Here is a 24,181-nt window from a genome sequence, read left to right on the forward strand (position 1 = left end):
TATAATAATTTGTAGCTAATATTAGCTAAATTTATTGTAAAATGCTTCTGCATCCATTAATCAAAATCGAAATAATATTGCTAAAATGAGCGAATTATTCGGATAAAAAAACGGATGCAGCTTTTTGGCATGCATCCTTGCCTCTTTCGAGGTGGTGTTCAGATGGATTTCCGGAGAGATTCCGGCAGATCAAGGAGACAGAGAGCGACGTCCGACGACATAATGACATCATCCACGGCGAGCGCAACAGCGTCGTGATCCTTCCCGTAGATGATAACTAGGCGATGCTCGGCCGGTACGAATGGAGTTCCGTTCTCCTGCAGAACGGCACCTGCCGTTTTTCCTTTATGCTTCTTCTCAATTCGGAGCCATGTCGCCATAGCAATGATCTCCCGAGGTTGAAGTCCTCCCAACCTACTGGATCGTCCAGCAATCAGTTATCGCCACCATAGCACAAGCAGGTATTTTGTAAAGGATATAGATATGAATGAGAAAAAATTGAAAAAACAAAAAATGCCCCCGCAGGGGCATTCAACTATATCCTAATTCAGTCTTTGAATTTAAATGTTTTCCAGGCGATCAGGAATGATAAAATAATCCAGCCACCCATAAAAGCAAGCTGTGTCCAAATGTCTTTGAGCGATTCACCATTAACAGAGATTGCTCTTAGCGCTTCAATCATCGGCGTCAGCGGAAGGAATTTTACAACTTTGCCTACAACTGTCGGTAAGGCTTCTGGTGAAAAGAAAACTCCGGAGAAAAACATCATCGGCATCGTTACTACTTGAGAAAGTGATTCAGCCGTCTTGGTATTTTTGGCGTAACCGGCTACCGCAAAACCAAGATTTAAAAATATTAAACTGCCGACGATACATACACCGTAGATCAAGAAAATGTTTCCATAAACATTAACGTCAAATACTTGCTGTGCAACGAGAATGATTAAAGAAATCTGAATCAGGTTTAAGAAAAGATAGGAAGTCACTTCAGCGATTAAAAAGTTTCGGACTTTAAGCGGAGTCGCGGAAAGTCGTTTCAAAAGTTTTCTCTCACGGTATTGGCTTATCCCCGTGGAAATACCAATCACCGCTGACATCATAATTGCCATAGCCAGAATTCCGGGCATGATGATATCAATGTATTTAACCTCTTTAGACAGGATGCTCTCTGTCGTATAACTGAAAATTTTCGGTGTATTAGCGATGCCCATATTCATCTGGTCCACAAATTTATCAACTACGCTAAGTGCTAACTGATTAACTGTGATGTTGGATTCATCGTAATACACTTCAATCGGCGAGGGGGTCGTTTGTTCAATATTGCCCTGTATTTGCTGGTCTAAAGCAGGTATAGCGCCGGAAAAGCTGTCCGGGATTACAATAATAATATTAACATCGCCGGCTTGCAGTTGTTCTTTTGCTAAATCCAGATTTTCCGGAGAGTCTATTTTTTTCAGGAATTCAATTTCTTCTATGCCTTTCTGAAACTGCTGAGAAAGTTCAGAATTTGCCCGATCAAAAATGATATAATTGGCGTTGCCCATTTTAGTGAAATCAAACAGGCCAAAAATAATGATGAACATCAGGGGAAAGGCCAGCGACCAGAAAACTGCCTGCTTGTCGCGGAAAGTCATTTTAATATTGGACCAGATTAGTTTGAACATATTAGTCTCTTAGTTTCTTTCCGGTTAGTTCGATAAATACGTCTTCCAGTCCGGCAGTCACTACTTCCAACTCCTGCATGAAGACATTATTTTGCTCCGCCCACTTATAGAGCTTTGGCAGTACCTCATTGCTGTGCGTTACCTTCAGATAATATTTGTGTTCAGAATCATTTTTTACTTCCAGAATTCCATCCACGGATTTTAATGAATCAATATTAAACTGCTCATCTGCATAGAAATTAATACGCGCGGAAGAATGCAAATTTCTGATTAAATTTTTTGGTGTATCAAGTGAAACAATTTTACCCATATCCATAATACCTACTCTGTTGCATAAATATTCCGCTTCTTCCATATAGTGCGTTGTGATAACAACAGTTTTTCCTTGCTCATTGATTTTTTTGATAAATTCCCACATGGAACGTCGCGCCTGCGGATCCAGTCCGGTAGTCGGCTCATCCAGAAATACCACTTCCGGGTCGTTCACCAAAGCGGCACAGATTGAGAACCGCTGTTGCTGTCCGCCGGAGAGCTGTTTAATCAGGGCTTTCTTCTTATCTCTCAATTGAACTATGTCTAATAATTTATCCGGGTCAATCGCCTTGTGATAAAAAGTTCCGAACAGCTCCAGGATTTCACCCAGTTTGAGAAATTCATAATAAGCGGAAGACTGCAGTTGGATGCCGATCAGGTTTTTTACTTTACTTAGTTCTTTATGTGTGTTTATTCCTTTAATCAGTGTTTCTCCGCCAGTGGGATCCTGCAGACCTTCAATAATTTCCAAGGTCGTTGTTTTGCCCGCGCCGTTCGGTCCGAGCAGACCAAAAACCTCCCCTTTTTCCACGGAAAAAGAAATCCCGTTAACCGCAACAAGATCTCCTTTTTTGTCTGGGGTTCTGAATTTCTTTACTAAATCTTTTACTTCAATAATAGACATATATTTGATTTTGACATTTTAGCAGAAATAATCAATTGCATCAACTGGAATAAAAAATGGCGCTTTACCTTAGAAATTGGTATTGCGCCGGGGGGTGCTGATCTGTTACGGAATCCTTGGTGCGGTCCGCTTCCTGACCATGTCGAGAACGATTCCGTCCAGAATCGCTAAGTGTGCCTCCTTGAAACCGTAGGTGACCTGCACGAAGGGAATGGGAATGTACTTGAGCACGCGGCGGAGGTTGATCGGAGTACCGACCACTACACAGTCGATCGCGTTTTCCTCCACCGCGACGGCGATGGTCTGATACAGATCGTCAACCTGCTCTTCACCATAGCCCATGGCGGGCAGCAGACAGCCGATGTTTGGGTATTTCTCGAACGTTTCCAGCAGACTGCCTTGCAGGAACGGACGGGGATCAACAATGATCGCTCCGGCGTTCTGCGCAGCCACGGTACCGGCCCCGGTAGCCACTCCGCCGTGGGTGGTAGTGGGGCCGTCCTCGACGACCAGTACGCGCTTGCCGCGGATGGATTCGGGATCTTCCACGGTCACCGGCGACAGATCGTTTACGATCGATGCGAAAGGATTGTGCTCCCTGATTGTCTGCTCGAGCTTGGCAATGCACTCCGGGTTGGCCGTGCTCTGCTTGCCGATGATGACGATGTCCGCCATGAGCAGGTTGTCGAACCCCGGGTAATAGTTCAGCTCGTCGCCAACACGCAGGGGATCCGCCACCACGATGTGCAGGTTGGGACGGTAAAAAGGCGTGTCGTTGTTGCCGCCATCCCAGAGGATGACGTCCGCTTCCTGTTCCGCCTGGCGGAGGATTTCCTCGTAGTCCACGCCGGCGTAGATCACGCCGCCCGCAGCGATATGGGGCTCGTACTCTTCCATCTCCTCGATAGTGCATTCGTGCTTCGTCAGGTCTTCGAGCGCGGCGAAGCGCTGCACCGCCTGCTTCGCCAAGTCACCGTAGGGCATGGGATGCCGGACGGAAACGATACGATAGCCGGCGTGTCGCAGCAAGTCCGCGATGTAACGACTGACCTGTGACTTCCCGCAGCCCGTGCGTACCGCGCAGATGCTGATCACCGGCTTGCTGCTCCTGAGCATGGTGCTGGGATGGCTCAGCAGCCGGAAATCGGCGCCGAGCACATTGGCCATCGCGGCAAGATGCGCCACATGCCGGTGAGTTACGTCGGAGTAGGAGAAGACCACCTCATCGATTCCACAATCGCTGATCAGAGCCTTTAGTTCTTCTTCTTCCACGATGGGGATGCCCGCCGGGTACAGTCCACCGGCGAGTTCGACCGGATATTTGCGTCCGGCGATGTCCGGGATCTGCGTGGCAGTGAAGGCGACGACCTCGGAGTTGGGGTCGTTCCGGAAGACGGTGTTGAAGTTGTGGAAGTCGCGTCCGGCGGCTCCCAAAATCACGATTCTGCGTCGTCTGGCCATTTGGTCACACTCCTCGGAAAAAGGGTTCGGGCAATGGACGGTGGTCGGACTCTATTGTAAACGGCGAAAAGCCGATTGTTTTCAAGAGCAAACACACCTTAAAGAATAAGGTGAGTATATTACCTTATATAAATTATTTGCCCATGTCAAGCAAAAAGGGGCTTATTTAATGCCCCGTTTTTTCATTTCTTCCGCCAGTTTTTTGGGAAATTTTTCTGGCCGACAGGAACAATTTTTACTGTGGCCCTTGTGCCAGATTATCCGTTCTTCAAAGGTAGGATTTTTTGGCATTGTGTTTTTTAAATGCCATTCTTTATTAATTGTCATTGATTAAAGATTTTAATTCTTTGATATTGTGGATGATAAAATCGGGGAAGACTGTTTTCAGTTTTTCTTCCGTGTCGATACCCCAGGTTACCGCGGCTGTCTGGACTCTAGCTGACTTGCCACTTTCCACTTCATGCCTAGTATCGCCGATAAAAATCGTTTCATCCGCTTTGAAGCTGTATTTGTCCATGATTTCTTTAATAACGATCGACTTGTCGTGGACAAGCGTGTATTTATCGGTAAAGACATCTTCCAATCCATATCTTATAATCTCTTTTTCAACATGTTCGGTCGGGTCGCCACTCAGGATTACAATTTTTTTTGCCTGCGCTTTAGCTTTTTTTAAAATTGTAACTATTCCTGGGTAAGCGGATGGTTCCGGCTGACTGGCGATTGCTTCTGTATATTCTATTTGTTCTTTTTCATGTGTTAGATATGGCATGAACCGGTTATAGAACAGCATATAAGGTTGTTGCCACTGCTGTCTGAATTCTTCATACGAAATCGGATTGACGCCATGATTTTTGAAGATTATCAGAACCGCCTGATAGACATTTCTGGTATTATCATTAATTACTCCGGACCAATCGATAATGATATTTTTAATCATATTATTTTACTAATATTTTGCTTAATTCTACAAAAAAATCTAATAATAATTTTTCGGTGTTTCCACGTAAATGTAAATCAACAACTGGATTATCCAAATTGTATTTTTTACCAACCATAACTATCAAGGCATTGGGTAAATCATCTTTAATTAGGGTATCATTAATTAAACCCACATCCTTATCTCCGACGTGAATTATAGTACAATCCTGAAACATAATTGATGATTTTTTTAACCAAATTTTTAAGCCGGCACCTTTGTTAACAAAATCAAAATTCTTACCAAATCTAGCAAAAATAATATCTTCACTACTATAGTGATTATTGAAATATTTTTTATTTTTTAAAGAGTAATCTTCAAATATCTTTCCACTTTTTGTACCTAGTAATTTATATAAATACTTTATACTATCAGAATCTTTGATGGATATATGATTAAATAATTTTTCATGTGCACTGTCCGATTTTATCAGAGGGAACTCAACTCTAAATACTTTATTCAATTTTTTACTGTCATAATCCCTCACATGCTTAATAACAGAATATTTTTTATGACACCAATCTCTGGGATTTTGAGAGAAAAAAAGATTATAATATTTATCTGCGCTATGACCATAATAAATTATTCTGCCACCAGCATGGGATAGATCAATAAATGGTAAAATGCCACTACTCACTGCATCTATAAATAATTTTATAATAAATGGGTTAATATTACTTTTTTGATTAAAAAAAATATGGCCATTATTCATAATCAGGCTACCTGATCCAAAGACTCCATTTTTTATATTTAGACCACCATTCTGAAAAGCGCTAAAACCAACCAAATCTCTACCTGTATTTGGCACTAGATTAATCTTTCTATTTTTAATCAATATTTTTATTATTTTTTTTATCCTCGGATTGATATAGTTTGAGCCTTTTTTTCTGATAACTAAAGTATTATCAAGATCTATGCTAATAATAATCTTTTTTTTACCGTCTATACAATTTTTATTAAAAAAATATTTTAATGATTTTTTCATAATATTTTACTTATTGCGCTTGATTCTATCACCCATTGGCGCAGTTCATTTGGATCGTCCATTATTTCCGCCGGTAATTCCCAGTATGACATAGTAACCGATTTAGCTTTACCCTTGGCATAGGTAAATGGTTTGCTGCCGAGCTGTTCATATCTAACTTGAGAGTTTTCGTCGGTTTTAAAATAGATTTGATCATCAGCGATGATGCCAAAAATTGTGCCATCAAGATAAAGTCCGTATCCGCCGAACATCGCGCGTGCGGTTATACCTTCTATCCGGCCCAGTAGATCATGGACGACATATTCGGAGAAATCGCCTTGCTTCATTTAATTTTTGTTAGCGCATGATTTAGTAATGTCTCTAAAAAGAAAAGATATTTTTCTGTACGCCCGCGGTTTCCTCTTGGTCCGATTGCCCATCGCTCTAAGTGTTTAGTGTTACTTACGACATCGAAATACATGCCGATGATTCTCTCCAAAATCATCAGCCAGAAGTATTTGTTAAAATCCATTACACTATAATCCTTTGGTGCTGTTTCGGCAATTTTGTGGCTGAAATCATCAAGGTATTTTAGTTGTTCATTTATTTTCCGGTAGGATTCTGTTTTCATTGTCACCCATAATGGCCAGATTAACCAGCCCAGATCATAACCAAAATATCTAAGTCCGATTTTAGCATTGTCGATCAGGCCTACTTTGCCGTTTTCGGTAATAATTATATTATCCAAAGAAAATTTCCATTTGGAAGGATATCCCTTATTCCAGAAATCCTGGTATTGATAAATCACCTTTTCAATTTCAGCATAATTTTTCAATAATTTCGCGTTTTTTCCCGATAATTTATTGTTAATTATTACTAGCCTTCCTTTTATGGCTTCCATTGTATGGGAAATATTATGACCGGGTGAAAATGAATTTTCGCCTACGCGTAATGGAACAAATTTATCTATGAAACGCGTTCTGTTTTTATAACCCGTAGAGGAAGATTCATCTTCCGGTGATTGTTTGTGCATAGAAAAACTCTGTTCCAGATTAACTTCTTTTCCTATCGTCTGGAATTCCCAAAACGCAGATAATAATTTTTCCTGTAATTTCGGTTCGATTTTTCCCTCGCCAGCAATTTCAGAATTTATTTCACTGGCCAGTATACCTTCCAAAAATTCTTCTAGCTCAAAAGGGATGCCGATATTGTCCTGCGCGATCAGTTTTGGGATAATTAAAAATTCGCCCAGGTATCCTTCGGGGAAGAATTGGGCTGGCCTTGTTTCTCCGATGCGAAGAATAAACTTTTCTCCCGAAGAATTTTCGCATAATGAAACATCTTTCTTCCCTGATTCGTTTTCAAAAGTGTCATAGGTACGAATAACGGTAAGAGCTTTAGATTGAACAAGCTCTTTTTTTCTTTTTAATATATCTGCTGGTTTAAATTCTCGGTTACTCAACTTTTTTCCCGATATAGCGGATCATATTATGGATTCCTACTGCACTGTCTTTGTAGGATTCTCCTAAATTGTCTACTGAAATTGTTTTAAAATCTTTGGTAAATTCTTTTACCGTATCAACATTAAAAAAACGCATATTAATATTTTTTTCCATGGCAAAAAAATCTTTTTCAATCAGCGTGCCGGTCTGATATTCCGGGTCACTGGTTGAATTAACCATGAAGGCGATTATTCCGCCGATTTTTAAGACCCGCTTTATTTCTTTGAATATTTCTTTTGTGGTAGCTGTATCAAAATAATGCAGGGCTAGATGAGAATAGACTACGTCAAATTCCTGGTTAATATATGGCAGTTTTTTCGATAAATCCACTTCCTCGACTTTAATCTTTTTTTTCAGATGTGCAGGGATATTTGTTTCGTTCAGACCTAATGCGAAATCTTCAAAATCCGTTGATACAACATCTAGCCCGTTTTCGGCGAAAAAGCGGCTGTCCTGTCCCTGACCCGCGCCTAAATCAAGTATTTTCCCAGTTTTGGGAAAGTACTGGATAGCAAATTCCGAAAAAATTGAGGGTTTATTAATCCAATCCTGCCTTGAATAATGCGCGTGGGCCTTTGTCCAGTACCGATTACTCATATATGTTGTGATTTATTACCTGATTCTATTTTATCCCTTTTCAGAAAAAATATAAACAGCCAAATTACACCGGTAAAAAAGATGATTCTTTGTAATAAGCCCATCGAAGCATCCAGATATCCGTCTCTGATTAAAATGACGAACAGGGAACTGGCGAAAATAGTCATTAAAAATGCGCCATGGAAAAGCCTTTCATTTATACTTTTTGATGTCAGAATAGAGGAGAATACACTTAAGTTTAAGAACATTCCAGTTGAAACCGCAAATGCAAAATGCAAACCAGATTCTATTTCCGAATATGGTATGCCCTCAGCAAAGGGTCTTGATGAAAATATTCCGCAGAGTAATACGGATATACCGTAAAATACTATTAGTATGTCGGTAACTCGTACCTTCCTACTGTTTTTAATCATTAGTAATGCACCGGCTGTAAATAATATGCCGAAACTAAAAAAACCCATCTGCATGATCCAAGCGAGGGAATAATTTTGTGCTGCTAGTTGGCTCAGTGAATGATTTTGCCAGTTATAGCCCGATGTTGAAAAAATATGGGCGATGATAGTGCATAGGGCAAAAATTATGATACTTGAATATATCAGTTGAGCATCCAGTTTCATGGCATCGATTTTCATTATACATTTTTGTTATTCAGAGCCTCTTGTCAGAAAATCAATTATCGGCTGGATTGCTTCCTTGTTTACATTTTCCGGTTGATTATCATGTTTTTTGGCCAGAGATTTTTGCAGATAATTTAATTTTTTATGGTCCACCATTCCGGGAATTTTTATGTATCCGGCTAATGAGTTTCTAATATCTTCCGGTATCATTTCAAAAGATAGTTTACTTTCTTTTTTATCGGGGTGGACTAAACCGACGGAAAATAAATATACTGCTTTTTCTTTTAGCATATTCCAATTGCTAACAAGAAATTTTCCGATCTGAATCCTGCCCATATAGGTTCTGCCACCGATTACGATTGTATCATAATTGATCAGGTTTTTTGAATCAAAATCGTCAATATTTGCAATATCCGATTCCGGATATGCTTCATGAACCCATTCAGCATATTGCTTAGTGGTTCCCCATTTTGATTTGTATAAGATTAAAGTATTCATATAGCTTCAAATATTATACACCTTGTCAGGAGTATTGTGTAATAAAGCAGATTTTTTAGATTAAAGTAATATTGAAGTCAAAACTCAGTCGATAATTGTTACTTCAATGTATGATCCGATATCCGGTTTTCCGTCGGCGCCCAAGATAACACTGATCGGCTCTCCAACAATTTGTCTTCGAACACTGTCTGTATATCCGCGTACGCCCATCTGTACAGCGCCGTCATTTTCTAATTCCTCATAATTGAAACCGGTGCGATAATCACATCCTGAACGGGCCACGCGCATTTTTGATATGATTGGGCTGGAATAAAAACCCACTTCATAAGAAGCATCCTTAACCACGCCGTCGGCGAAATTCACCTTGATGATAACATCTGATTCGTCGACCCAGCCACAAAGCTTATCTTTATCTGTTTCTGTATCAGTATTTACGTTTTCATTCAGGACTGATACAGCATTCACGTTTATATTTTGGTTTTGTACTTGCTCGGTTTTTTTCGTACAGCCAGTTGCAAAAAAGGCAACAAGCAAGATACTTATAAGTGAAAAATATTTTTTGGGCATATATTTTTCTTTAGTTAATTATCTAATTATTAAGCATTACTACCCGCAACCCAAGCAGTTGTCCAGCAGAGCTGTAGGGAATATCCGCCGGACGGCCGGGATATGTGGAGCAGGTCACCGGTTACATACAAATTGTTGTATTTTCTTGACTGCATTGTTCTGGCTTCAACCTCCCGGATCGATAAACCGCCGTCAACAACGACCGCGCGCTCCAGTCCCATTAATCTTGTAATAGTGAGTGGTAATGATTTTAATAAATTAACCAATTGCTTGCGTTCCGACTTGCTGATGCTGTGTACTTTTTTTTCCGGATCAATTTGAGGTAGCAGCGACAGAATTACCGGCCCGGTTCCCGGTGGAACAATCGATTTAATCACATTAACCAGAGCTTTGTTTTTATTTTCGTCAAAGATTGCCGTAATATGCTTATCCAGTTTTCCAAGATCTATGTGCGGGTACAGATCGATGCCAGCGGTTACTTTACCATCGTACAGCAAATCTGCCACTTTACCCGATGAATTAAGGATTATCGGTCCGGATATGCCGAAATGGGTGCAAAGGACTCGGCCTTTTATTGAAAAAGCCTTTTTTCCGTCTGTAAAAAATGTGATTTTAGCATCATCCAGCGCCACGCCGGCCAATTTTTTTATCCATTTATCCTGTACTGCCAGCGGAACAATAGTAGGTGTCGGTTCGGCCACTTTACATCCGAGTTTTGACAGCCAAAGAAAACCGTCTCCAGTGGAACCGGTTTCAGGATGGGATTTTCCGCCCGTTGCCAAAATGTAAGTTCTAGCAGAAATTACGCGGCCATCAACCTTTATCCCTTCAATTTGATTATTCTCGACAATGAAATTATCAACCTTACTGTTTGTTTGCACAGTGACCCCGTGTTTTTTCATATAGCGTTCCAGGGCGCGAATGACATCAGTGGCATTTTCCGTTTTTGGGAAGGCTCGCTGGTTGGCTTCTACCTTGAGCGGTAGTCCGAGCCCCGTGAAAAAATCAAAAGTGTCTTTTACGCCGAACTGCGAGAAGGGAGAGTAAAGAAATCTTTCCGCACTGCCGTACTTCTTCAGCAGAATTTTGTGGTTTTCTTGGGCATTACAGATGTTGCACCGCCCGCCACCGGTCAGTGCCAGCTTCATCCCCAGCTGACTATTTTTTTCCAACAATAAAACCCGCCGTCCGCGCTCAGCGGCGCGGCCGGCGGCCATCATTCCTGATGCGCCTCCCCCGATAACAATAACATCGTATTTTTTTTCCATGCAGGATTATTTTATCGGGTGTTTATTTAGACGATTGAGACTCTGGTACCGCCGTCATCTATACCCAGTGCTTCAGGCGAGGTAATGATTGCGTCGCGACTGGTATGTTTAACAAAATAGATTGCCGCCCGGATTTTGGGAGCCATGGAGCCTTCCGCAAACTGTCCTTCCTCAAGGTACTGCTTGGCCTGTTTTACACTCATGCGGTCAATGACTTTTTCCTGAGGGGTATTATAATTAATGCACACTTTTGGTACATCAGTGAGAATAAACAACTTATCCGCGCTGATATTGCCCGCCAGTAGAGCGGATGCCTGATCTTTATCAATCACGGCATCAATACCCTGCATTTTATCTTTTGAAACGTAGTAGGTCGGTATGCCTCCACCACCGACAGCGATAACAATCTGACCGTCCCGCGCCAGTTTTTCTATGGAACGCTGGTTCCCGATTACCAGCGGTTTAGGAGAGGCGACTACTTTTCTAAACCCTCGTCCGCGCGGATCTTCTTTGAATATGGCACCGGTTTCAGCGGCGATTTTATCCGCCTCTTCTTTTTTGTAAAAAGGTCCGATCGGCTTGGTTGGTTCTTCGAATGCTACATCTTCTTTATCGACTAAAACCTGGGTGATGATTGTAATGATATCCCGGTCCAGTTCATGCGCGCGCAAAACATTGCGCAATTGTTGTTCCAGGATGTATCCGATAAACCCCTGAGAATAGGCCACGCAAATATCCAATGGCATTTCCGGCAAATCATGAATTTGCTTTCCCGCGGAATTAGCCAGGAGAATATTGCCGACCTGCGGGCCATTGCCATGCGTTAGCACCACGTTATATCCGTGATTGATCAACAACAAAAGACGTTCACACGCATCGAGCGCATTTTTTTCCTGCTCTTCAATAGTGCCTTTCTGATCGCCCCTTAAAAGAGCATTTCCGCCAAATGCAACTACTGCAAGTTTTTTCATAAAGATTTTTTATTAATTATTATTTTATTTACAATTGCTTTCGCATTCAAAGAGGTTAGCGCTGTTATCACCGTTTGCGTCAATGCAATTCTGCACGCAATTTTTGCATTGTGTAAACTGTGGGTTATCTATTTGCTGGCATATTCCATTCACTGTCCCGCATTCCGCGTATTGCAGACATTTATCTCCAATAGAATACATCATGTCACAGGCTTCGGGCGGATTATCTCCGCATTCATATTCCATGCCGTGGCATGATTCCAGTTTGCAGTCATTATTATTTTCTTCAGCCACCTCATTATCAATCAGCATGCATTCTTTTACGGAGAAATCTGCAGACATACCTCCTTCAATTGTGGGTTGATATGTTTTTCTGTTTGTGACGTTCCGCTGATCATCTACAAAAAAACAGGTTGCTGAAATAATAGGCCTGCCTGAACCTTCCTGGATAAATGCCACATGCCAGCCATTATTGGCCTTTTCAAGTTTAATTGATCGTGGCGGTAGGGTGTCACTCGGGTAATCACTTAATTCCAAAAATTGATTCTTTATTGTTTCAATGGCATCACTTTCAGTAATTGTTTCTTTTCCGGCATGTTCTAACTTAGCATAATACCAATTTCCCGCCACTAAACAAAAAAGAGCAATTGTGATTGCACCAAATATTAGCGCCAGTTTTTTCATAGAATTACGCTCATTAATAAATGTTCACCCGTATTAATTGTATTATTTGATTAACATAACGTCAAATATTAACAAAGGGGATTTATGACTTTCGGTTGAAAATCTTCAGTATTTTTTTGCAATTATTATCAGCTTCTTTAATACAATCATCCAAAGTCAGCAGGCTCTTTTTATGATTCATCTTAATCATTACCCTGTCTACCGCTTTCTCATAGGGAATTTGACGCGTACCCAATTCGTGCAGCCACATTAATGCGCCTTCAGTGGTAACAAACTTGAAGCATTCGGCGTTTTTTACTACTTCAGCTACTTTTGATTTTACGGGATTGTGATTATGATGTGCCTGAATTGAGTTCAGAATAATTCCTTGATCGGTCTTATTAACATCCCATTTGATCAGATATTTTTTAGCAAATTCCGCACTTAATTTTGGGTGGTTTTTTTGGATTTTACCTTGCCATTCCGGGCTGAAAACTGTGTGAGCCAGATATAGTGCGGTTAACACCAGTTTTTCGTCCGCGTGATGCTTCCTGGAAAGTTCTTTACCTTTTTTGATTGCAATTTCAGTCAGTACCCAGGCGGGAGCTTTATTCTTCCGTGTTTGTTTATACATCAGATCTTTAGAAAGTTTTACGATGTCCATGATTGTTTTTTTATTTATTGATGGCATATTTGAATCGTTCCTGTATTTTACCATTAATTACAATACTGCTGAAGTCATACAAAAAAGCGAGCATCGGTTACTCCGACAACCCGCTTTATTTTTTTACCAATTTATACGGAAGAAATTTATATTCTTTTATCTGATTTACAAATGGCTATCATACATCCGGTAGGTTTTGTATATTTTTGCGCCCAGCCATTCTAGCACACGGCGCATAGGGATATTGGATTCGTTAATCAAAGACATTTCCGCCCACTGGTAACCCTTTTTCTTCGTCTGCTCCCAAGTTTTTTTATAGAACACAGTGTCGAAACCCAGGTGACGGTGTTCTTCTAAAACACCCATCACCAGAACACGGAAAGTCTTTATTTGTCTTTTCTTCCAGAGGATTTTTAGCAGTCCCAGCGGGAACAGTCGTCCATTAGCGCTTTTTAGTGCTTCATTGGCATTTGGAATGGACAGGGAAAATCCGATTGGCTGTCCGCGGTACTCCATAATAAATGCAATGTCAGGATCAAGGATATGTTTAAGGTCATCGGCCAGTTTTAATATTTCATCTTCGCTCATCGGTGTCGCGCCCCAGTTTTTATCCCAAGCCTGGGCATAAATCTGGTGAACTATTTTAATTTCATTCTTCAGGTCAGACAAATCGGCTTTTCTGACTACCAGATCGGGATAATTCTTTTCAACCTCGGAAGCCATAGAAAGGACGTTGGCGGGCAGAGGTTCAATACAGCTTTTGCTGAAGGCATACATATCCTGAGCGGAGATAAAACCGTATTGTTCCAAAAGTTTTGAGTAATAGGGCGGATTGTAGGTCATCATAATCATCGGCGATTGATCAAATCCGTCAACGAGTAATGCATACTCACCGTTGATCGTAAAATTGGCGGGTCCGCGCATTATGCAGTAATTTTTTTCTTTCAGCCACTTTTTAGCGTAGTCAAACATCGCCTTGGCGACTGTGTAATCATTCACACATTCAAAAAAACCAAAAAAACCAACCGGCTCCTCGTGTCTTTTTACATGGAGTGTATTCTCATGCACACTAAGCCTCCCGACTGGCCGGCCGTTTTCGTATGCCATAATCAGTTGTACGCGGGAATGTTGGTAGAACGGATTTTTTTCCGGATTGAAAAAGTTTATCTGGTCCCGGATCAGAGGCGCAACCCAATAAGCATCATCCCGGTAAATGCGCCAGGGGAACTTAACGAATTCTTTTACCTCGGCAGGGCTGTTTATTTCCTTTATTGTAATCATTTCGGAGCATTAATTAATCAAATTTGATCTTCAATTTCAGACGGTTCTATTAGTAGCCTTGTAATATCCACATCAATTATATCTTAAGATTTTATCTAATAACCTACAAGCTGTTCTTTAGTTTGGAAATCTGCTCAAGAAGTAGAGTATTAGCAGTCAGAATGATGATAAAAATTAAGATCAGTGAATTTCCGCCCAAAAAGATACCACCCATAATTGCCACAATTGCCGCGCCTAAGGTTGTTACGATATTATCCATAGCTACGCCGACGATGGCATCACCGATTCTGCCTTTCGGATTTACGGAAAAATTATGGACAACCAGCATTTCACCAAAACAGCCGATCAACCCGGCCAGAATGCCGGTTACGACAAAGGGGATATGGGTTAACTGTGAAAAAACTTCCATCGCTTTAATCATACTTTCTGCTGCAAATAATATAGCAACACCCGAAAGTATCAGGTCAAAAATAATTCTGGCTGTTTTTTGGTGGTCATAGTATTGTTTTTCGTCGACAATTATTTTATCCGGTGAGTCGGGGAGCTCGCTTTTACGAAAACGATATAGAACTGCGACGCAGAATAAAAACAGAGCGATTCCGACCGGTAAAACTAACTGGTATAGGTCGCCGTGGATTGTCTCGTTTCCATCTTTAACTTGTCCAAACAAAACCATGCTTACTGCGACAAATGCAGTCAACATTGTTAGAGCTGTTAAAACACGAATCGCCCCGTCCATTTCTTTAATTGACGGTTTGATGTTATGTTCATTTAGTGGTCTGACAAGTCCGCCGGCTTTTATCCGCGGGAACATAAATACTGCTTTGTGTTTCAGGTTTGCTAAATTTTGCCGATAAACACACCAGGTTGCATGCAGAATATTATAAATATTAGAACCGAAAGTGGTGGAGGCGGCAATGATCGCCAGATTAATCGCCCGCACATAATTTGTGTCCCGAATTTGCAGGGAAATAAATGCTGCCACTATGCCGATTACCATATCCGGGAAAGCGGTTCCGAATGCCTGTAAAAACCCGCCGGCCAATTTTGTCCGGTCTTTTAAAACTTCAGTAGTTTCTTCAATCACTTTTGCCGTACCGCGGAAAATGTAACCGATCCCAATTCCAAAAATTAAAATGATAGCAATCGTTTGTATCCACCATGCTTCAGTAGCTTCCAAAACCTGATTTACGATTACAAAACGTAATACTAGAGCGGCGGCAATAAAAAAAATTATTCGGAAAAATTTGTTTTTACTTGGCATTGAAAGTTTACTATTATAACGATTAAAGATATGCAGATAATGCTGATTCCTCTCAGAAACTCATTATAACAAATTTAATAAATTAAAAATACTGTCAAAATGATGGAGCATTGTTTATCAGAAAATAATAAATAGGATTGAACTTAAAACATGCTAAATTGGCTTAATTACATAATTAATTGCTATATACTAGCTTAGGGAGTACGCTTAATTTAGGTCCCTAATTTAAAGGGGCGCACTGCTCGATCGGTGCCAATCTAACCCAAAAATAATATGGATCCAAATTTAAGCTCATCACGCAGTCAGGAAGAATTAACAAAGGTCTCCGATGCCAATTCCGAACAGACAATAAGAAAGAGTAGTTCTGTCGGACCAACTCAAGCTGCTCAAACAGTTACTACGTCGACTTCAACACCGACGAGTGAGTCAACAAAGACGGAACAAACAGTTGGTGTTGCACCGGGCGCAGCTAAAGAATATAAGCAAAAGAAAACATTATTTCACGCCTATCAAGTTATTTGGTATCTTTTAGGATTTATAGAAATTGTTTTGGCCTTTCGTTTTGTAATGAGGATACTTGGAGCAAATCCCGATGCGGGATTTACTAAAATGATCTACGGTATAAGCTCGCCATTTGCCGGTCCATTTATGAACGTCTTTGGTGCTTCTACGGCGGAAGGAGTCGAGACGACCGCTTACTTTGAATGGTCAACCTTGGTTGCTGCCTTTGTTTATCTGCTTATCGCATGGGGCATTATTAAAATCTTTAAATTAGGTAAACCAACCGATCCGACGGAGGTTAATGATACTGTTGATAGTCAATAATTCTAGAATATAATATTTTCTCATCAATGAAATAAAAAATACCTGCCTTTCTAGCAGGTATTTTTTAATCTTGGCGGAGTAATGTAAAGCGGAACGCGAGCTAACCCTCCTTCCAAAACTTGTACGGCGGACAGGTCAGTCCACGTTCCGCTTACATTATGGTTAATTATGAACCTACAACCACTTTGAATCCGCCGTAGGAAAAACGCTTCATGTCGAACGGCATTTCCGAATTTTCATCATACTTTTTTGCGAAATATGCCATCACCTTTTTATTGACTGCATCGCGGTGAGCGCGTGATTTATAAACTATATAGGAAAACCACACTGTCTCGCCTGGTTTAGCTTTTGCCATCTTTGGAAATGTTAGGATGAGGAATTTATCCGGTTTCACATTTTCAAGGACGCACTCTTTATAATCAAGCGCCCCGAATTTTTTCCATACCTTGCTTGCTTCACGAGCCATTTTTGTGTATTGCGCCGTGTTCTTTTTTGGAATGGGGATTACGAATCCATCAACGTATTTTCCCAATTGCTTTTTCATAATTTTTTCGTTAAATGTTAATTACTCTTTTAGATTTCTAATTATTACTTTCAACATATTTCTTAAAGTTGTCTATGATCGCTTGCCAACCGCTGCGTTGTAATTCTTCTGAGTTTTCATTTTCTGGATCGAAGGTTTGGATAATTTCCGTTCCCGATGGTGTTTCCTGAAATTCAATTTTCACGTGACGGCCATCGCTCATATCATACTCAATTAATTCATACTCTTTGACGTTTGAATAAGTGCCGGAAAAATCAAAGCTGTTACTTTTATCCTTTGCTGACATGACAGTTTTAAATGCCCCGCCTATTCGTAGATCATTTTCTGCTTCCGGAGCTTCCCAATCATCAGAAGCAAAAGCCCAGTGAATAATATGTTCAGGTTTATTCCAATATTCCCATGCTTTTGCTGTCGAAGTATTTACGTTTGTCCGTACGGTAATTGGCTTTTTCATTTTTTTGTTTTAATTATTTATATGCTTCTTCCAATTGAGCGATGTTGAACTTCTTCATTTTAAGGAAAGCTTCTGTGACGTGGGCAACCTGTTTCGGTGTCCCTTTACTCATCATCTCGCTGAGGATTTTTGGGACTATTTGCCAGGAAACTCCGTATTTATCTTTAAGCCATCCGCATTGTTCCGCATTTGGGTCGGCCGAGAGTTTTTCCCAGTAGTAATCAATTTCTTTTTGATTCTCGCAGTTTACGATAAGAGAAATTGCCTCGTTGAACGCGAATTTATGCTCACGCGCACTATCCATTGCGACAAACCATTGGCCTTCCAACATAAAGTCGGTAAACATAATGGAATCTTCTTTGTCAGGTGGATTGTTTTTACCGTAGCGTTCCAGTGCCCCCCGTTTTGAATTATTGAATACCGCAAGATAATTGTTGGTTGCTTCTTCCGCCTTGCCATACACATCACCGACGAACATTAGCGATGGAATAATTGGTGGTCGCTTTTCTCCGTCAGGATTGGTCAAGATCAGCTGCCAAGATAAGCCGTACCGGTCTTCCACCCAACCGTAGTGTTCACTAAAAGGATATTTGTCGAGCGGCATCAAAACCTTCCCGCCTTCCACAAGTTTGTTCCATACTGCGTCGATTCTCATCTTAGCATCTTTATCCTGAGACGGATCAAAATTAACCATAAAGGATATTGAGGGATTAAATTTGAATAAAGGCCCAGCGCTAATTGCCTGGAATTCATACCCTAAGATTTTGAAATTTACAACATCCACGTCTCCTGACGGCGTATTATGGAGAGTAGATACTTTAATAACTTCTGAATCTGGAAATAGTGAAGTGTACAATTTAGCTGCCTCTTTTACTTCTCGGTCAAACCATAAGTGAGGTGTGATTTTTTGCATATTTTTTGATGTTAGTTTATTAAGTTCATAGTAACACTCTACACTTATTTGGATTCAAAATGAACCATTTTTTCATAGTATTTTTTATAGATAATAATTAATTTAGGCCAATTGACGTGAATCGCATTGGATTACGCCATTTATTTTTCTACGTGATTTGGATCCATCCAGAAGATTTCCCATAGGTGCCCGTCCAAATCTTCAAAACCACGTCCGTACATAAAGTCGTAAACTTCCGGTTTTCTCGGCTCTATTGCGCCGGCGGCCAGTGCCTTTTCCATGAATTTGTCCACTTTGTCTTTACTTTCAATGCTCAGCGCAAGGATTGCTTCAGCGGACACGGTGCTATCCGTAATTTCTTTATTGGTGAACTCTTTGAATTTTTCTTCCGTCAAAATCATGGCATAAATATTTTTGCCGAAAACTACGCAAGCGGCGTTTTTGTCGGTGAACTGGGGGTTGATCGTAAATCCGAGTTTTTCAAAAAAAGCTACGGATTTTCCCAGATCTTTAGTTGGTAAGTTAACAAATATATTTGTGATCATATTTTTCCATGGTTAGTAATTTAATAAAAAACCGCCGTCTAGCTCACGGGGTTTTTATCAATTTTGAGATTTTATTCTCCATATTTTCTTTTTTATAGTTTTTATGACGTTTGCCGATTTCTGAAAATGTAAGAAGCGATCGGTACAGCTACAATAATAATGCCAATAAACCAGACGACCGAGATCCACACATGGTCTCCAACCGGCGTACCAAGCATCAAAGCCCTCAGAGCTTCGATGATGTGTGTGATCGGTTGATTCTCAGCAAAAACGCGTAGACCATGCGGCATGCTGGCAGTAGGTACAAATGCTGCACTTGCGAAAGTTAAAGGGAAAACAATCAGGAAGGTCATCCACTGTACTGCCTCTACACTTTTTGCCAGCAATCCCAAGACTGCCGACAACCATGAGAAGGCAAATGTAAACAAAAGTGTGATGCCGATAATAGTCACCCACTGCATAATTGTCGCTTCGGGTCGGAAGCCCATCAATAGAGCGACACCAATCAAAATCACTGAGGATACTATATTACGCACCAAGTCAGCAACAACGTGACCGGTCATGACTGCAGAGCTGGCCATTGGTAGTGATTTGAAACGATCTATAATTCCACGTTTTACGTCAGTAGCGACACTTAGTGAAGTGGTAGTGGCTCCAAAAGCGGCCATTTGTACCAGAATGCCCGGTACTAGATAGTTGATGTATTTTGTTCCGCCGGTATCAATAGCACCGCCAAAGACGTAACCAAAAAGTAGCATAAACATTACCGGTTGGATAGTTAAGCCGAGTAGTTGATCGGGATTCTTGATAATGTGTTTCAGGCTCCGAATAATCAAAACCCGGGTATCGCTGATTGCGAGTAGAATATTGGAATGCTTTTTTGTTGCTGTTTCTTCCATCTATTTATTTTTTATTAGTTGTTTCTTCTGCTGTTTCCTGCTCGGCGCTGTGGCCTGTGAAGAATAAGAATACGTCATCGAGCGTCGGTTTGTGTACCGACATGGTGTCGATTTCTATTTTTGCCTCGGCCAATTTGTCCAGAAGTTTTTTTACTTCTGCCACACTGCCTTCAGTGGGGATACTGATGCTGCGCTCTTCAATATTTTTCCGCAGTCCGGAGGTCTCCATAATTGCTAATGCTTGTTGATAGTCACTGTTCTTCTCAATTATAACCTCGATCCGTTCAGTGCCAACCCGTGACTTCAATTCCAAGGAAGTGCCTTCAGCAATGATTTTGCCTTGATCGAGAACAGCAATGCGGTCAGCCAGCTTATCGGCTTCATCGAGATACTGGGTGGTCAGTAGGATGGTTACACCCTGCGTGGTTAGTTTTTTGATAATTTCCCACATCAGAATTCGACTGCGCGGATCTAGACCGGTAGTCGGTTCGTCCAAAAAAATTATCGGTGGTGTGGCTATCAAACTCAATGCCAGATCCAACCGGCGGCGCATACCACCGGAATAAGTTTTTACGCGTCGGTTTGCCGCTTCTGTTAGGTCGAAGTGAGCCAAGAGTTCCGTAGTGCGCTGTTTTGTAACTGACGCGGATAGATGATAAAGCTGACCCATCATTGTTAAATTTTCCTTTCCGCTCAAAAACTCGTCCACAGCAGCGTATTGACCGGTCAGACCAATCAAACTGCGCACTTTGTTAGGATGTTTGATCAGGTCATATCCACCGATGGTTACCGTACCGCTATCTGGCTTCAGTAAAGTGCTAAGAATGCGGATAGTAGTGGTCTTGCCTGCACCGTTAGGGCCAAGTAAAGCTAATATTTCGCCCTTGCCCACAGTTAAATCAATTCCTTTTAAAACCTGCAGTTTTTTGAAAGATTTATTGAGTTTGGAAATTATTATTGCATTTTCTCCCGACATTTTCTATTTGGGTTATTAAGTTTTTCAAATGGATAAAAAGTAAGTATGGTTGATTATAGCATCCAGAAAAAATATTACAAATTAAATATCTCTTCTCAAGAAATTTTTCGCTAGGATTAGTAATTTTACAAAAAACCGCTGATTAGCTAGCGGGGTTTTTCTAAATTTGGAATAATAAATTTTATTTTAAGAAAAATCATTTCGATTCAGAAGATTTATTCTTTCTCTTAATTATAAATATAACACCAGTAACAACTGCGATAAAGCCAATCAGCTGTGCACCGGGGCTGTCATCATATCCGCCGTAAATAAAGATAGCTACCCCGAGTATTATTAAGATGATGAAAGATATTATTTTAATCATATCTATTTAAAAGTATTGGCGGGAAATTAAGTTTAAATTCTTATAGTTACTATGTCCATTAAGTCTGATATTTCTTAAAATTACAATTTACCAGACTGAACAATTTCTAATAAATCTTTATGTAATAGTCCATTAGAAATTATACAGCCAAGGCCGTCTTCGTCATATCTTCTTTCTTCTCCATCTAAATCAGTTACCTTTCCGCCAGCTTCCTCTGTAATAATTTTTAATGCTGCAACATCATGACCATTTTTGCCATAAAATGCACCCGCGACAAACTTACCATTAGCTATTTGAATGGCACCATAAATAAAAGAGGGAAATTTCATAACTCTTGATTTCTTCTCACCTAATAGTTTATGGACCGGTAAGTTTGAAAAGCCAACATCTTTTCCTGAAGCACCAGTAAGTGAGTATGTATTTAAAAATGTATCAGTTTTAGATACAGATATTTCTTTACCGTTTCTATATGCTCCACTACCTTTGTATGCCCAATACATGTTTTTCATTACTGGGTCATTTATCAAACCTAAAATAGGTAAACCATTTGATTGGTCTACTAAAGCAATAGAGAAAACAAACATTGGTAGGCCACAAGAAAAAGCCATCGTCCCATCGATTGGATCGCAAACCCAAATATATTTTGAATTTTCTTTTTTATCACTTATTTCCTCTCCATAGATACTATGTTCTGGATAAGTTTCGTTTATTCTTTTTATAACCATATCATTAATTTCGATGTCAGCTTTTGTTAGCGGAGTATTATCTTCTTTCCAAGTACTATCAACTTCAAAGCTAAAATACTTCAAAGCTATTTCCTCAGCTTCTCTAGCAAGTTTTTTAGCAAATTCTAGATATTGTTTCATAAAACTATTTCATTAAATCATTGACACTAATACCCAAACCCTTTGCAATCTTTACTACTGTCTGTATTGACGACTTGGTGATGATATTTGCCTAGCTAGACATTATAATTTGTACCGATCTCACTAAAAGTAAGATATCTAACTTATACTCATAGATGTTTTACTTTAACTTCATCAAGAAGAATTTTTAGCTTGTCGCTAATATTAATTTTGTATAGGTTTCCTTTACTGCGAATTGTTTTAAACGATTCTGGCAATGTCAGCACCTCGCTTTTCAGTAGCATCTTCGTGTCCTCGATAGTTGGGATTTTAGCAACTACTTTTCCATTTTCAATAATCTTTTCGAGTAGCGGTTTACCAAGGTTTTCTCCATCAAGCCCTATTATGTCACGTGAAATCTTTCCATCTTCGTATACGCGAAAGACTTGTTTCCGCCCCGGATAACTCTCTTTCCCTATAGTCAATTTGGCTTTCTGTTCAACAATTCCATCCTCATGTCTTAATTCAGCCATCTTGTATACGAGCTCTAATACTGGACAATCGATAGTGTTGTTTAATGCCGTCGCGGAAACATAGCAGTCGATGGGGGTTTTACTTTTTACCATATCATCGATGTTATATTCATCAAGACCTCCCATAGCCTGAATCCGTATTTCTTCCAAGCCGTTTTTATCTAATTCTTTACGCATATAATGCGCAAGTTGCTTCAGATCGCCGCTATCGATGGTCATCATCATTTTTTTTCTATCCAAGTTCGGTGTCTTTTTAATTTCCTCTATAAATATAGCTAATCCTTTCTTTATCTCATAAGTGTCTGTCATCACAAAGAAAAAGTTTGCTTTCTCTACCAACACATCCAAGAAGTAGCGAAACGCCTGTCTTTCGGTCGGGAATGATTTTATGAAAGCGTGGTTTATATTGCTGGTAATTGTATTAGGAGGGGTTAGCTCAGGAAATTTTCTGAACAAAAAAGGATTACCAATTGGACTGTCTAATAGATACGCGTCTTTTATGGAATAATACCCTTGTTCAAAGCCTGGCAGGCGAGCTAAAGAACCGATAAAAAAGGTTGTTGGTCCTGATGCGAATTTTACTCGCAGGCTCTTGGTTAGTACTCGAATTGGATAATTAAAGACATTCAATAAAAAAGCCGTCAGCATATTCGCTTCGACAATTGGAGCTGTGATTCTCACTATTGGTTCTCCTGGGAAGAAGATGGTACCGTCTTTCATGGAGAAGACCTCACCGGAGAACTTAAGATCCTTGTAATATTCTTCCGATTTTTTAGAATCTATTAGATTCATGCGCTTCAATAATTGGACAGCCCGATCATCGAATCTGAACTGAAGTAATATATCTACGAAACGCTGGAGACCATCAAATACGTAAAAATTCCAGTTTTCTGGAAGATCGCGCACGACCAAATCGAACGTAGCAACACTCTTTTCGATTCCCCGGTCAATCCACGTTAGGTTGTTTACAAATATTTGGTTGTATTCCAGAAGTGGAATATCGGATATCTGCGTTATAAAACTATTTTCACTATTATCTTTTGAATTAAACATATTTCGTTTGTTACTAGTTGAAAACTTCCAACTTATCGTTCGAGGCACTCGGGTCACTCTGATACCGTGTCTAGTTGGCGGAGAGGGAGGTCCCGCACCGCTAAAGGGTTCGGGATAAAGATTTAAACTTTTTTAAAATTATTGGCGGAGGCGGAAGGATTTGAACCCTCGAAGCCATTTCTGGCTTATCAGTTTTCGAAACTGACCCATTCAACCACTCTGGCACGCCTCCGTATATAATAATAATTTTTGTTAAAATACTTTCTTTTTGAGTAACACTATTGTCCGGGGCTGTCTGGCGCTGATAGCGCATCAGCCAGCCCGCCTCGACTCCTCG

General features: G+C 40.3%; 28 protein-coding genes and 1 tRNA gene. 1 reads left to right on the forward strand and 28 read right to left on the reverse strand.

The features are described 5' to 3' along the window. Positions 1 to 547: 547 nt before the first annotated feature. The 18 genes from WCW66_05605 to WCW66_05690 form a co-directional block, all read right to left on the reverse strand. Entirely contained in the window at positions 548 to 1,663 is a 1,116-nt protein-coding gene (locus tag WCW66_05605; GenBank protein ID MFA6392187.1) for an ABC transporter permease, read from the reverse strand. Between the two features lies 1 nt (position 1,664). Continuing rightward, positions 1,665 to 2,600, reverse strand: a complete 936-nt coding sequence (locus tag WCW66_05610; protein ID MFA6392188.1) for an ABC transporter ATP-binding protein — start codon at positions 2,598 to 2,600, stop codon at positions 1,665 to 1,667. A 105-nt stretch (positions 2,601 to 2,705) separates the two neighbouring features. After that, on the reverse strand, positions 2,706 to 4,061 hold the full coding sequence (locus WCW66_05615) for a GTPase (protein MFA6392189.1): 1,356 nt from the start codon (positions 4,059 to 4,061) through the stop codon (positions 2,706 to 2,708). Between the two features lie 162 nt (positions 4,062 to 4,223). Further along, the gene (locus WCW66_05620) at positions 4,224 to 4,352 is read right to left on the reverse strand and encodes a hypothetical protein (protein ID MFA6392190.1); all 129 of its coding nucleotides are present in this window, start codon (positions 4,350 to 4,352) and stop codon (positions 4,224 to 4,226) included. A 25-nt stretch (positions 4,353 to 4,377) separates the two neighbouring features. Continuing rightward, a complete protein-coding gene (locus tag WCW66_05625) occupies positions 4,378 to 4,998 on the reverse strand; it encodes an HAD family hydrolase (protein ID MFA6392191.1) in 621 nt (206 codons plus the stop codon). Between the two features lies 1 nt (position 4,999). Further along, the gene (locus WCW66_05630; GenBank protein ID MFA6392192.1) at positions 5,000 to 6,022 is read right to left on the reverse strand and encodes a hypothetical protein; all 1,023 of its coding nucleotides are present in this window, start codon (positions 6,020 to 6,022) and stop codon (positions 5,000 to 5,002) included. After that, positions 6,019 to 6,348, reverse strand: a complete 330-nt coding sequence (locus WCW66_05635) for a TfoX/Sxy family protein (GenBank protein MFA6392193.1) — start codon at positions 6,346 to 6,348, stop codon at positions 6,019 to 6,021. The genes WCW66_05630 and WCW66_05635 overlap by 4 nt, the downstream gene beginning before the upstream one ends. Next, positions 6,345 to 7,463 (reverse strand): hypothetical protein, encoded by a 1,119-nt coding sequence (locus WCW66_05640; protein ID MFA6392194.1) that lies wholly within the window; start codon positions 7,461 to 7,463, stop codon positions 6,345 to 6,347. Before WCW66_05640 ends, WCW66_05635 begins: the two co-directional genes overlap by 4 nt. Further along, positions 7,456 to 8,100 (reverse strand): class I SAM-dependent methyltransferase, encoded by a 645-nt coding sequence (locus WCW66_05645; protein ID MFA6392195.1) that lies wholly within the window; start codon positions 8,098 to 8,100, stop codon positions 7,456 to 7,458. Before WCW66_05645 ends, WCW66_05640 begins: the two co-directional genes overlap by 8 nt. Beyond that, a complete protein-coding gene (locus WCW66_05650) occupies positions 8,097 to 8,732 on the reverse strand; it encodes a DUF998 domain-containing protein (GenBank protein ID MFA6392196.1) in 636 nt (211 codons plus the stop codon). Before WCW66_05650 ends, WCW66_05645 begins: the two co-directional genes overlap by 4 nt. Before the next feature lie 12 nt (positions 8,733 to 8,744). After that, positions 8,745 to 9,215 carry a flavodoxin domain-containing protein gene (locus WCW66_05655; protein MFA6392197.1) on the reverse strand — a complete coding sequence of 157 codons (471 nt, stop codon included), beginning with the start codon at positions 9,213 to 9,215 and terminating at the stop codon, positions 8,745 to 8,747. An 84-nt stretch (positions 9,216 to 9,299) separates the two neighbouring features. Beyond that, on the reverse strand, positions 9,300 to 9,782 hold the full coding sequence (locus WCW66_05660) for a hypothetical protein (GenBank protein MFA6392198.1): 483 nt from the start codon (positions 9,780 to 9,782) through the stop codon (positions 9,300 to 9,302). 29 nt (positions 9,783 to 9,811) lie between these two features. Then, positions 9,812 to 11,050 (reverse strand): aminoacetone oxidase family FAD-binding enzyme, encoded by a 1,239-nt coding sequence (locus tag WCW66_05665; GenBank protein MFA6392199.1) that lies wholly within the window; start codon positions 11,048 to 11,050, stop codon positions 9,812 to 9,814. A 26-nt stretch (positions 11,051 to 11,076) separates the two neighbouring features. Beyond that, complete coding sequence (arcC, locus tag WCW66_05670) at positions 11,077 to 12,021, reverse strand: carbamate kinase (protein ID MFA6392200.1); 945 nt, start codon at positions 12,019 to 12,021, stop codon at positions 11,077 to 11,079. Between the two features lie 24 nt (positions 12,022 to 12,045). Further along, positions 12,046 to 12,705 carry a hypothetical protein gene (locus WCW66_05675; GenBank protein MFA6392201.1) on the reverse strand — a complete coding sequence of 220 codons (660 nt, stop codon included), beginning with the start codon at positions 12,703 to 12,705 and terminating at the stop codon, positions 12,046 to 12,048. A gap of 82 nt (positions 12,706 to 12,787) precedes the next feature. Beyond that, a complete protein-coding gene (locus tag WCW66_05680) occupies positions 12,788 to 13,375 on the reverse strand; it encodes a hypothetical protein (protein MFA6392202.1) in 588 nt (195 codons plus the stop codon). 138 nt (positions 13,376 to 13,513) lie between these two features. After that, entirely contained in the window at positions 13,514 to 14,629 is a 1,116-nt protein-coding gene (locus WCW66_05685) for a GNAT family N-acetyltransferase (GenBank protein MFA6392203.1), read from the reverse strand. 103 nt (positions 14,630 to 14,732) lie between these two features. Further along, the gene (locus WCW66_05690) at positions 14,733 to 15,893 is read right to left on the reverse strand and encodes a hypothetical protein (protein ID MFA6392204.1); all 1,161 of its coding nucleotides are present in this window, start codon (positions 15,891 to 15,893) and stop codon (positions 14,733 to 14,735) included. A 273-nt stretch (positions 15,894 to 16,166) separates the two neighbouring features. On the opposite strand from WCW66_05690, the gene WCW66_05695 reads away from it, so the two are divergent. Then, positions 16,167 to 16,718, forward strand: coding sequence for a hypothetical protein (locus WCW66_05695; protein ID MFA6392205.1), 552 nt, complete (start codon positions 16,167 to 16,169; stop codon positions 16,716 to 16,718). Positions 16,719 to 16,884: 166 nt separating this feature from the next. Here WCW66_05695 and WCW66_05700 read toward each other — a convergent pair whose 3' ends face one another. The 10 genes from WCW66_05700 to WCW66_05745 form a co-directional block, all read right to left on the reverse strand. Next, positions 16,885 to 17,262, reverse strand: a complete 378-nt coding sequence (locus tag WCW66_05700) for a DUF1428 domain-containing protein (protein MFA6392206.1) — start codon at positions 17,260 to 17,262, stop codon at positions 16,885 to 16,887. Positions 17,263 to 17,299: 37 nt separating this feature from the next. Beyond that, positions 17,300 to 17,716 carry an SRPBCC domain-containing protein gene (locus tag WCW66_05705; protein MFA6392207.1) on the reverse strand — a complete coding sequence of 139 codons (417 nt, stop codon included), beginning with the start codon at positions 17,714 to 17,716 and terminating at the stop codon, positions 17,300 to 17,302. A gap of 13 nt (positions 17,717 to 17,729) precedes the next feature. Next, positions 17,730 to 18,629, reverse strand: a complete 900-nt coding sequence (locus tag WCW66_05710) for a VOC family protein (GenBank protein ID MFA6392208.1) — start codon at positions 18,627 to 18,629, stop codon at positions 17,730 to 17,732. A gap of 140 nt (positions 18,630 to 18,769) precedes the next feature. Continuing rightward, positions 18,770 to 19,174, reverse strand: a complete 405-nt coding sequence (locus WCW66_05715) for a VOC family protein (protein ID MFA6392209.1) — start codon at positions 19,172 to 19,174, stop codon at positions 18,770 to 18,772. Between the two features lie 101 nt (positions 19,175 to 19,275). Continuing rightward, the gene (locus tag WCW66_05720) at positions 19,276 to 20,073 is read right to left on the reverse strand and encodes an ABC transporter permease (GenBank protein MFA6392210.1); all 798 of its coding nucleotides are present in this window, start codon (positions 20,071 to 20,073) and stop codon (positions 19,276 to 19,278) included. 4 nt (positions 20,074 to 20,077) lie between these two features. Next, positions 20,078 to 21,049: an ATP-binding cassette domain-containing protein gene (locus WCW66_05725; GenBank protein ID MFA6392211.1), complete on the reverse strand. Its 972-nt coding sequence runs from the start codon at positions 21,047 to 21,049 to the stop codon at positions 20,078 to 20,080. 196 nt (positions 21,050 to 21,245) lie between these two features. After that, entirely contained in the window at positions 21,246 to 21,413 is a 168-nt protein-coding gene (locus WCW66_05730; protein MFA6392212.1) for a hypothetical protein, read from the reverse strand. 80 nt (positions 21,414 to 21,493) lie between these two features. Next, positions 21,494 to 22,279 (reverse strand): inositol monophosphatase, encoded by a 786-nt coding sequence (locus tag WCW66_05735; protein ID MFA6392213.1) that lies wholly within the window; start codon positions 22,277 to 22,279, stop codon positions 21,494 to 21,496. Between the two features lie 149 nt (positions 22,280 to 22,428). Next, a complete protein-coding gene (locus WCW66_05740; protein MFA6392214.1) occupies positions 22,429 to 23,844 on the reverse strand; it encodes a hypothetical protein in 1,416 nt (471 codons plus the stop codon). Between the two features lie 142 nt (positions 23,845 to 23,986). Beyond that, positions 23,987 to 24,076: transfer RNA gene (locus WCW66_05745), tRNA-Ser, on the reverse strand. Positions 24,077 to 24,181: the final 105 nt, after the last annotated feature.

It is taken from the genome of Patescibacteria group bacterium (assembly GCA_041664365.1).
Classification (GTDB): domain Bacteria; phylum Patescibacteriota; class Patescibacteriia; order UM-FILTER-42-10; family UM-FILTER-42-10; genus JAHJEX01.

What these genes read in the sequence shown, in the direction of transcription:
- WCW66_05660 (MFA6392198.1), bottom strand. Translation starts at nt 9,782, where the DNA reads ATGCCCAAAAAATATTTTTCACTTATAAGTATCTTGCTTGTTGCCTTT.
- WCW66_05680 (MFA6392202.1), bottom strand. Translation starts at nt 13,375, where the DNA reads ATGCCATCAATAAATAAAAAAACAATCATGGACATCGTAAAACTTTCT.
- WCW66_05735 (MFA6392213.1), bottom strand. Translation starts at nt 22,279, where the DNA reads ATGAAACAATATCTAGAATTTGCTAAAAAACTTGCTAGAGAAGCTGAG.
- WCW66_05620 (MFA6392190.1), bottom strand. Translation starts at nt 4,352, where the DNA reads ATGCCAAAAAATCCTACCTTTGAAGAACGGATAATCTGGCACAAGGGC.
- WCW66_05665 (MFA6392199.1), bottom strand. Translation starts at nt 11,050, where the DNA reads ATGGAAAAAAAATACGATGTTATTGTTATCGGGGGAGGCGCATCAGGA.
- WCW66_05625 (MFA6392191.1), bottom strand. Translation starts at nt 4,998, where the DNA reads ATGATTAAAAATATCATTATCGATTGGTCCGGAGTAATTAATGATAAT.
- WCW66_05695 (MFA6392205.1), top strand. Translation starts at nt 16,167, where the DNA reads ATGGATCCAAATTTAAGCTCATCACGCAGTCAGGAAGAATTAACAAAG.
- WCW66_05630 (MFA6392192.1), bottom strand. Translation starts at nt 6,022, where the DNA reads ATGAAAAAATCATTAAAATATTTTTTTAATAAAAATTGTATAGACGGT.
- WCW66_05615 (MFA6392189.1), bottom strand. Translation starts at nt 4,061, where the DNA reads ATGGCCAGACGACGCAGAATCGTGATTTTGGGAGCCGCCGGACGCGAC.
- WCW66_05605 (MFA6392187.1), bottom strand. Translation starts at nt 1,663, where the DNA reads ATGTTCAAACTAATCTGGTCCAATATTAAAATGACTTTCCGCGACAAG.
- WCW66_05635 (MFA6392193.1), bottom strand. Translation starts at nt 6,348, where the DNA reads ATGAAGCAAGGCGATTTCTCCGAATATGTCGTCCATGATCTACTGGGC.
- WCW66_05720 (MFA6392210.1), bottom strand. Translation starts at nt 20,073, where the DNA reads ATGGAAGAAACAGCAACAAAAAAGCATTCCAATATTCTACTCGCAATC.
- WCW66_05650 (MFA6392196.1), bottom strand. Translation starts at nt 8,732, where the DNA reads ATGAAAATCGATGCCATGAAACTGGATGCTCAACTGATATATTCAAGT.
- WCW66_05710 (MFA6392208.1), bottom strand. Translation starts at nt 18,629, where the DNA reads ATGCAAAAAATCACACCTCACTTATGGTTTGACCGAGAAGTAAAAGAG.
- WCW66_05725 (MFA6392211.1), bottom strand. Translation starts at nt 21,049, where the DNA reads ATGTCGGGAGAAAATGCAATAATAATTTCCAAACTCAATAAATCTTTC.
- WCW66_05740 (MFA6392214.1), bottom strand. Translation starts at nt 23,844, where the DNA reads ATGTTTAATTCAAAAGATAATAGTGAAAATAGTTTTATAACGCAGATA.
- WCW66_05675 (MFA6392201.1), bottom strand. Translation starts at nt 12,705, where the DNA reads ATGAAAAAACTGGCGCTAATATTTGGTGCAATCACAATTGCTCTTTTT.
- WCW66_05730 (MFA6392212.1), bottom strand. Translation starts at nt 21,413, where the DNA reads ATGATTAAAATAATATCTTTCATCATCTTAATAATACTCGGGGTAGCT.
- WCW66_05685 (MFA6392203.1), bottom strand. Translation starts at nt 14,629, where the DNA reads ATGATTACAATAAAGGAAATAAACAGCCCTGCCGAGGTAAAAGAATTC.
- WCW66_05645 (MFA6392195.1), bottom strand. Translation starts at nt 8,100, where the DNA reads ATGAGTAATCGGTACTGGACAAAGGCCCACGCGCATTATTCAAGGCAG.
- arcC (MFA6392200.1), bottom strand. Translation starts at nt 12,021, where the DNA reads ATGAAAAAACTTGCAGTAGTTGCATTTGGCGGAAATGCTCTTTTAAGG.
- WCW66_05700 (MFA6392206.1), bottom strand. Translation starts at nt 17,262, where the DNA reads ATGAAAAAGCAATTGGGAAAATACGTTGATGGATTCGTAATCCCCATT.
- WCW66_05655 (MFA6392197.1), bottom strand. Translation starts at nt 9,215, where the DNA reads ATGAATACTTTAATCTTATACAAATCAAAATGGGGAACCACTAAGCAA.
- WCW66_05715 (MFA6392209.1), bottom strand. Translation starts at nt 19,174, where the DNA reads ATGATCACAAATATATTTGTTAACTTACCAACTAAAGATCTGGGAAAA.
- WCW66_05705 (MFA6392207.1), bottom strand. Translation starts at nt 17,716, where the DNA reads ATGAAAAAGCCAATTACCGTACGGACAAACGTAAATACTTCGACAGCA.
- WCW66_05610 (MFA6392188.1), bottom strand. Translation starts at nt 2,600, where the DNA reads ATGTCTATTATTGAAGTAAAAGATTTAGTAAAGAAATTCAGAACCCCA.
- WCW66_05690 (MFA6392204.1), bottom strand. Translation starts at nt 15,893, where the DNA reads ATGCCAAGTAAAAACAAATTTTTCCGAATAATTTTTTTTATTGCCGCC.